At 58.5% G+C, this 771-nt stretch carries 2 rRNA genes; both read left to right on the top strand.

Annotation, left to right across the window (positions count from 1 at the left end):
- Nucleotides 1-468 (top strand): 23S ribosomal RNA (locus AC1DWF_RS33810); the annotation flags it as partial.
- A 121-nt stretch (nt 469-589) separates the two neighbouring features.
- Nucleotides 590-704, top strand: a 5S ribosomal RNA gene (rrf, locus tag AC1DWF_RS33805).
- Nucleotides 705-771 lie beyond the last annotated feature (67 nt).

Genomic DNA, 771 nt, shown 5'->3' with positions numbered 1-771 from the left:
TCGCTCAACGGATAAAAGGTACTCTAGGGATAACAGGCTGATCTCCCCCAAGAGTCCACATCGACGGGGAGGTTTGGCACCTCGATGTCGGCTCATCGCATCCCGGGGCTGGAGCAGGTCCCAAGGGTTCGGCTGTTCGCCGATTAAAGCGGTACGTGAGCTGGGTTTAGAACGTCGTGAGACAGTTCGGTCCCTATCTGCTGTGGGTGTTGGAGACTTGAGAGGATCTGTCCCTAGTACGAGAGGACCGGGATGGACATACCTCTGGTGCACCAGTTGTCACGCCAGTGGCACCGCTGGGTAGCTAAGTGTGGACGGGATAACCGCTGAAAGCATCTAAGCGGGAAACCCACCTCAAAACCAGGTCTCCCTGAGGGCCGTGATAGACCATCACGTTGATAGGCCGTCTGTGGAAGTGCAGTAATGCACGCAGCTAAGCGGTCCTAATCGCCCGATAGGCTCATCATTTCACACGTGCAGTCCACTTCGAGTGGACACCGCACGCAGCACCAAACCCCACCCGCTACTTCTACAACCTCACTCAAACCCAACCATTCCAACACCACCTGAACCCCTTTCGGTTCGGTGGCCTGGTGCCTATCGCGGAGTTGAAACACCCGATCCCATCCCGAACTCGGCCGTGAAACACTCCAGCGCCTATGGTACTGCCGCTCAAGCGGCGGGAGAGTCGGTCAGCGCCAGGCCACCCAACCGAAAGTCTCAAACATCCGGGGGGCACTCCCCCGCATCAGCACCACCGCGGGGTGGAGC

The sequence above is a fragment of the Aminobacter sp. P4_D5 genome (assembly GCF_056401815.1).
The sequence above is the reverse complement of the archived record's forward strand: the minus strand, read 5'-3'. Positions and strand labels throughout refer to the sequence as shown.